This is a genomic window from Streptomyces sp. LS1784, assembly GCF_020103755.1.
Taxonomy (GTDB): Bacteria; Actinomycetota; Actinomycetes; order Streptomycetales; family Streptomycetaceae; genus Kitasatospora.
On record NZ_JAHSQD010000432.1, the window covers coordinates 1 to 6,995 of the forward strand.

5 protein-coding genes are annotated in these 6,995 nt (G+C 74.3%); 2 read left to right on the top strand and 3 right to left on the bottom strand.

Going from position 1 to position 6,995, the window contains the following annotated elements; translation table 11 throughout:
- On the top strand, positions 1-1,045 hold a 1,045-nt coding region (locus KS423_RS33660; protein WP_224283550.1), incomplete at its 5' end, for a saccharopine dehydrogenase family protein.
- On the opposite strand, the gene sigJ is transcribed toward KS423_RS33660, so the two are convergent.
- Positions 1,042-1,998 (bottom strand): RNA polymerase sigma factor SigJ, encoded by a 957-nt coding sequence (gene sigJ, locus KS423_RS33665; RefSeq protein ID WP_224283551.1) that lies wholly within the window; start codon positions 1,996-1,998, stop codon positions 1,042-1,044. The genes KS423_RS33660 and sigJ overlap by 4 nt on opposite strands.
- A 182-nt stretch (positions 1,999-2,180) precedes the next feature.
- On the opposite strand from sigJ, the gene KS423_RS33670 reads away from it, so the two are divergent.
- Entirely contained in the window at positions 2,181-2,624 is a 444-nt protein-coding gene (locus KS423_RS33670) for a hypothetical protein (RefSeq protein WP_224283552.1), read from the top strand.
- A 7-nt stretch (positions 2,625-2,631) separates the two neighbouring features.
- Here the strand turns inward: KS423_RS33670 and KS423_RS33675 are convergent, their stop codons facing one another.
- Together KS423_RS33675 and KS423_RS47600 are read right to left on the bottom strand one after the other, a co-directional pair.
- Entirely contained in the window at positions 2,632-4,683 is a 2,052-nt protein-coding gene (locus tag KS423_RS33675) for an alpha-galactosidase (RefSeq protein ID WP_263455504.1), read from the bottom strand.
- 107 nt (positions 4,684-4,790) lie between these two features.
- Positions 4,791-6,995: RICIN domain-containing protein (locus tag KS423_RS47600; RefSeq protein WP_263455505.1), on the bottom strand; the 2,205-nt coding region annotated here is incomplete at its 5' end.

Consider the following 6,995-nt stretch of genomic DNA (forward strand, 5'->3'; position numbering starts at 1 on the left):
CGCCGCGCTGGCCGCCGGCTCACCGGTGCCCGTGCGCGCGACCCGGGTCGACGTCACCGACGAGCGGGAGCTGCACGCGGCCCTCGCGGACGCCGACGCCTTGGTCAACACCGTCGGCCCGTACTACCGCTACGGCCTCGACGTGCTGCGCGCCGCGATCCGCACCGGCACCCACTACCTGGACATCTGCGACGACTGGGAACCCACCGTCGCGATGCTGGAACTGGGCGACGAGGCCCGCGCCGCCGGGGTGCGCGCGGTGCTCGGCATGGGCGCCAGCCCCGGCGTCAGCAACCTGCTCGCCGCCCGGGCCGCCGCCCGCCTCGACACCCTGACCGACGTCCACACCGCCTGGCCGGTCGACGTCGGCCCGGAGGCCGACACCTCGCTGCGCGACCCGGGCGGTGCGGTGTCGGCCGCCGCCGTGCACTGGATGCAGCAGATCAGCGGGACGGTCGCGGCGGTGGAGGGCGGCCGGCTCGTCCGGCGGCCCCCGCTGCGCCCGGTCACCCTCGACCTGCCCGGCGGCCACCGTGGCACCGCCTACACCGTCGGCCACCCGGAGCCGGTCACCCTGCACCGCAGCCTGCGGCCCGGCGGCGACGCGGCCAACCTCATGGTGGTGTCCGTCGGCACCGCCGCCTACCTGGGTGTGCTGCGCGACGAGCTCGACGCCGGACGGCTGACCAACGAGAGCGCCGCCGCCGATCTCGACCACCCCACCGTGCGCCGCTCCCTGCGCGCCGCCGCCCGCGCCACTCGTCTCCGGGGCCCGGGCACCCTCCCGCCGTTCTTCGCCGCCGCCACCGGCACGCGCGACGGCCGCCCGGCCGCGGCCCTCGCCCGTCTGAACGGGGCGGAGGCGCTGCTGGCGGACATGGCGGAGGCGACGGGGGTTCCGGCGGGGTTGGGGCTGGCGCAGCTGTTGGACGGGACTGTGGGGCCGGCGGGGGTGCATGCGCCGGAGGCAGTGATCGACGGGGAGCGGTTCTTCCGCGACCTCGCGCGCGAGTGCCCCGGGGTGGAGGTGGTGGAGGAACTCTAAGGGGCGTCGGCGGGCAGGCGACTCGTGCTCCACGGGCGCAGCTTCTCCGGGTTGCGGACCGCCCAGATGTGGGTGACCCGGCCGTCCGCCAGGCCGAACGCCGCCACCGTCGCGGTGACGCCGGCGTGCCGGGCGACCAGGCCGGGGCGGCCGTTGACGGTCCGTTCGAGGAGCGTGAGCCCGGGGGCCCTGTCGGCGAGGTGGATCAGGTACTGGGCGATCCGCTCGCCGCCCACCACCGGGCGGAGGGCGGCGCCGGCCAGGCCGCCGCCGTCGGCGGTCATCGTGGCGTCGGGGGCGAGCAGACCGACCAGGGCCGCGATGTCCCGGGCCTCCCAGGCCTGCTTGAAGTGCCGCACCAGACCGGCCTGCGCGCCCCTCGGCGTCGCCGGGGCCTGTACGGCCCTGACCCGGCGGCGGGCGGAGGTGGCCAGCTGCCGGCAGGCCGCCGGGGTCCGGCCGACGATCCCGGCGACCTCGGGGAAGGGGTAGCGGAAGACGTCGTGCAGGACGAACGCCACCCGTTCGGCCGGGGTCATCGTCTCCAGGACGACCAGGAAGGCCATGTCCACCGACTCGTCCAGCGTGACCCAGTCCGCGGGATCGGCGGGTCCGCCGCCGGCCGACCCGCCGATCCACTCACCGCGGTCGGGCAGCGGCTCGGGGATCCACTCGCCCACGTAACGCTCCCGCCGGGCCCGCGCCGATCCGAGCAGGTCCAGGCAGACCCGGGTGACCACCGTGGTCAGCCAGGCGCCGGGCGAGGCGATGGCCTCCTGCTGCGGTCGCGACAGCCCGTACCAGCGGGCGTACGCCTCCTGCACCGCGTCCTCGGCCTCGGCCAGCGAACCGAGCAGCCGGTAGGCGAGGTTGACGAGCTGCCGCCGCTCGCCGACGATCACGCTCAGGTCAGGTACGGACCGCTCCCGCCCGGGCTCGGCTGTGGTGCTCATGGTCGGGGCCACTCCCTGCTGCGTCTCGTCCGCTTCCGCTGTCGTCGCTCCGACCCGACAGCGCACCGGAGCGCGATCCCCGGCCCGGGACGCAACCCCGCCTCACACTTCGCCGGCCTGTGTCGTCGGATCACCGGGACACTACCGATCAACCGCCGCGAGGCAGAAGAGGGGAACGCAACATGGCCATCCACAGCACGGCGGGTGCAACGGCGCGAACGGCGTCAGGAACGGCGGTGGAACAGCGCACCCGCACCTTCCTGCGCGTCTGCGTCGCGCTCCAGACCGCGACCGTCTTCCTGCAGGCGGTCTCGGCCGGCCTGCTGCTCTCCACCTCCTACGGCGAGACGCTGCACAGCGTCGGTGCGCGGGTGATGTACGGGGCCTCGATGCTGTACGTGCTCGCCGCCGTCCTGGCCTGGCGGCCGGGCGGCGGATCGCCCCGCCCGATCCTGTACGCGTCCGGCTTCCTGGTACTGGCCTCGGCGCAGGTCGTCCTCGGCATCGCGCACGTGCCGTCGGTCCACGTCCCGCTGGGCGTGCTCGTCTTCGGCCTGAGCGTGGCGGTGCTGGTCCGGATGCCGGCCGCCCGCTCTGCGCAGCGGACGGCCGGTACCCGGGAGTGAGGGCCCCTCAGGAGCCGAGGGCCCAGCTCTGGCCGGCGGCCGGGCGGGTGGTGACGGGGGTTCCGGCGGTGCCGGCGCCCGCGTCGAGGACGAGGCCGGTGGCGACGTTGGTGAGGGTGACGGCGCCGGCCGGGTCCTGCGTCAGCTTCCACTCCTGCCAGGGGTTGCCGGGCGAGGGGTCGAGCAGGTAGGCGCTGTAGCCGGCCGAGTTTCCGGCGGAGAGCACGGTGTGCCGGTGGGTGGCGGTGTCGCAGTTGTCGGTGATCCGGACGGTGCCGTCGGCGTTGGCGGTGAAGGTCCACTGCTGGGCGGCGTCACCGGGGCGCTGCGCCTCCAGGTCGGTGATCGAGCCGATCGGCGCGGTGCAGGAGCCGAGCAGCGACAGCGCGAGGCCGCCGCTGGTCAGCGCGTGGTACTTGCCGTCGTCGACGACGCCCGACGGCCCGCCCGTCGACTTCGGGGTGAGCCGGTAGAGGGCCGCGCCGTGCGCCGGGAGCGAGGCGCCGAGCGGTCCGGTGACGGTCGAACTCGCGCCCGTCCACAGCTCCTTGGCCTGGTAGCCGGAGCCGCCGAGGCCGAGTTCGGTGAGGCTGGTGGCGACGGTGCGGCCGGCCGACGGGTCCTGGTTGACCAGCAGCACCGCGGTGTCGCCGTTGGCGAGCTGCCGCTTGAGGACCACCGGCGCGTGCCCGTCGGCCGGCTTGGCGCCGACCAGGGTGGCGGGCTTGGCCAGGCTGTCCTGGTCGACGGCGATCACCTCGCGGTTCTTCAGGATCGCCAGGCTCGCGTCGTTGATCCCGGTGGACCAGGTGTAGCCGCGGTCGCTGTGCCGGGACTGGGCGGCGGTGCGCAGGTCGGCACCGGAGATCAGCGGCGCGGCGAGCATGGCGAGGATCGAGGTCTCGGTGCGGGACTCGTCGTCGGTGAAGGGCTTGTGGCAGACGCAGGTGTCCGTGGTGCCCCACAGGCCGTAGACGTCCTGCCAGCCGGTGAACATCATGTCGAGGTCGTTCCAGCTGCCCGGGCGGACGTTGCCCGGGTACTGCAGCGCGGTCTGCAACTGCCCGTTCCAGAGCACCCCGTCGAGCTCGCTGTCCCGGTCGCCGCCGATCCGGCAGAGATTGGCGACCTGGCCGCACCAGACGCCGGTGGGCGCGTAGCCGGGGGCGCTGAAGGGGGCGGTCCCGGCGGCCTGGACCACCGGGTCGGTGCGGGCCGGGTCGTCGGCGGCGAGCAGGTACGGGACGCCGGTGTGGGCGGGCTGGGCGGAGACGCTGAGGGTGACCTTGGGCTTGCCCTGGGCGGCGGAGGCGGCGTCCAGGGCGTGCTGGAAGGTCTGCACCCGGGCGTAGACGGAGCGGGTCAGCTCCTTGCCCTCGCCCTGGGTGTAGTAGTTGTGCCCGTCCGGGCCGACGATCTGAGGACCGTACGGGCAGTCGTCGTACTTGACGAAGTCGACGCCCCAGGAGACGAAGTCGGCCGCGTCGGTGGACTCGTGGCCGAGGCTTCCGGGGTGCATCTGGCAGGTGAGGTAGGTGTCGGTGGCGTAGAGGCCGAACTTCATGCCCTTGCTGTGCGCGTAGCGGGCCAGGTACTCGATGCCGTTGACACTGCGCCCGTCCACGGTCTGCGCGGGGAAGTGGTCGGGGCGGGGGATCAGGTGGCCGGAGGTGGGGTCGTTGCCGTTCCCGTCGGTGCCGCTGACCGGGTTCCCGGCGTTGTCGTACAACTGCATGCCGCCGTCGGCGTTGCGGACGAGGTCGGTGCTCTGGCCGTCGCGGTGCCAGAGCGACCAGCCGTCGTCGATGGTGACGGTGTCGTAGCCGGCCGCCACCAGGCCGTTGGCGGCCATGAAGTCGATGGTCTGGACGACCTGCTCCTGGGTGACCTCGGTGCCGAGGGAGTTCCAGGAGTTCCAGCCCATGGGCGGGGTCAGGGCGTTGCCGTTGCCGAGCGCGGCGGCGGGGGTGGCCGCGCCGAGGCCGACGGCTCCGAGTCCGGCGGTGGCGAGGGCGAGGGAGAGCAGGGATGCCGCGACACGGCGGCGGGTTCGGCGCATGTGCGCCCTCCTGAGGGTGTGGGGGACATGGCGATTCGTCGGGAAGTCTCAGGCGAAACGCGGCCGGCCGGGTGGGGCCGACCGGCCGCGGTGGTGCGGTGTGGGGGTCAGTCGGTGACGGTCACGGTCGCGGAGCGGCCGGGGGCGAGGGTCACGGTGGTGGTGGTGAAGGCCGCGCCGTCGACGGTCGTGGTGCGGGCCTCGCGCTGCTTGCCGTCGACGGTGATGCGGGCGTGCTGCCCGGGGAAGCGGGCCTCCCAGGTCAGCGGCTCGGTACCGGTGTTGGTGACGGTGCTGCGCTGCGCGCCGTCGTGGCGGACGGTCACCGTGCCGGCGCCGACCGGGATGCCCGCGACCTGGAGCCAGCCCATCGAGGCGGGCAGCTGCGGGACGGTGGTGAGTGCGTGGCCGGCGGCGTCCGGGGTGACGCCGAGCAGGCCCTGGACGGTCTGGGCGAGCAGGGTGAACGGGACCTCGGGGTAGTCGCCGTTCAGCATCGCGCCGCTCACGTGCGGCTCGCCGGTGCTCTCGTAGATGTGGCGCATCCACTTCCAGGCGGTGGTGCCGTCGTGGTCGGCGAAGAACGCGTCCGGCAGGTAGGTGTAGGCCTCCAGGTTGGCCGAGCGTTCCGGGCCGGAGTCGGCGGCGTCGATGGCGGCCAGGTACCCGTCCAGGCGCGGGCCCGGGTCGAGCAGCCGCTTGACGGGCATCAGCACGCTCGCCTCGTAGCCCCAGCCGGTGATCGGCTTGCCGGCGGTGTCGTAGCCGTGCACCACCTCGCCGGGCTGCGAACCGTCCACGCTCCAGGTGGAGTTGACGTACGTACGCAGCCGTTCGGCGGCCTTCCGGTAGTCGGCGGCGGACGCGGCGTCGCCCCTGGCCTCGGCCAGCGTGGCCGCGGCGAGGTAGGCCTGGTACTGGGCGCCGACCGCGTCGCCGGCCTCGGCGTAGGTGCGGGTGGCGTTCTCGGCGTAGCTGGCGGTACCGGCGAAGATGCTGCGGCTGGTGGCCTGCGGGATCGGCACCCCGCCGTTGTCGACCGGGCCGGGGCGGGCCGCGATGAACGGGCCGAGGGTGTTGCGGACGTACCGGCCGAGTCCCGGATCCTCGGCGTAGTCGCGGTCGCCCGTCCAGCGGAAGGCCTCGCCGGCCTGCTGGACGAGTTCGAACGGCGCGGGCAGCTCGCGGACGAAGCGGTCGGGGCTCCGGTAGTCGATGGCGAGGTGGCTGCGGGCGTCGAAGTTGAGCGCCCAGACCGGGTAGAGCTTGTTGACGTCCGTGGCGGAGGCGGCGAAGCCGCGCAGCATGGTCTTGTTCTCGGCGTCCAGGCCGAGCAGGTGGGCGCCGACCAGCTGGTGGGCGAAGTCACGGCTGTAGAAGGCGGAGCGGAACGGGTAGCCGGCCCAGTAGCTGGCGTCGTAGGTGGTGGCGCCGGTGCCGCCGGGGTGGTTCTCGTCCTGGTCGAGCACGCCGGTGGCGCCGGCCTGTTGCACCCAGCTGTTGGCCTTGGTCTTGGCCCAGTCGAAGAGGGCGACGGCTTCGGGGTCGGAGGAGCTGATCACGGGGTCGTTGGGGGCGGCCGGGGCGACGGCGGCGTCGTCCACGTTGACCCAGCCCGTCGGGGAGGAGCCGATGGTGAGGGTCAGCCGGTCGCCGGGGGCGACCGGCACCCGGGGGAGGGTGTACTTCGCGTAGACGGCCTGCTCGGGCAGCGGGAGGGAGCGCACCACGGTGCCGTTGACGCTCACCGAGAAGGTGCCGCCCGCGCCGCCCGTCGCGATCCAGGCGGACAGGTCGTAGGCGCCCGCGGAGACGGCGGTCACCTGCTGGCTGACCGCGTAGCCGGGGCCGGCGTCGAGGTAGGCGAGCTGGCTGCCGCCGTGCGGGTTGTTGGTGGCGGTGCCGGTGTGGCCGGTGAAGGTCCAGCTGCCGGAGCCCTGCTCGAAGCCGGGGTCGGCGAGGACCAGCGGCTCGGTGCGGGTGAGCGTCCAGCGGTGGGAGGGGCGGGCGTCGCAGTGGTGGTTCACCGGGGCAGGGTCGGCGGTCAGACAGGCGCCGGTGCCGCGCACGGTGAGGGTGTAGGTGCCCTGCGGCGCGCGGGAGAGGGTGAAGCGCTCGGCCTCGGGGGAGCTGCCGCAGTCGGCGGTGGCGGGTCGGCGGTCCGGGCCGCCGAGGGTGAGGCAGCGGCCGCTGGCGGCGTTGACCAGGAGGTAGTCGCCGCCGGTGCGGCGCAGCTGCCAGCGCTGGCTGAGCAGCCGGCCGCAGGCCGCGCCGACCACCGGGGTGCCGGGGGCGGGCTGGGCGTACTGGGG

Coding starts and splice junctions, on each gene's coding strand:
- sigJ (WP_224283551.1), bottom strand. CDS start 1,998: ATGAGCACCACAGCCGAGCCCGGGCGGGAGCGGTCCGTACCTGACCTG.
- KS423_RS33670 (WP_224283552.1), top strand. CDS start 2,181: ATGGCCATCCACAGCACGGCGGGTGCAACGGCGCGAACGGCGTCAGGA.
- KS423_RS33675 (WP_263455504.1), bottom strand. CDS start 4,683: ATGCGCCGAACCCGCCGCCGTGTCGCGGCATCCCTGCTCTCCCTCGCC.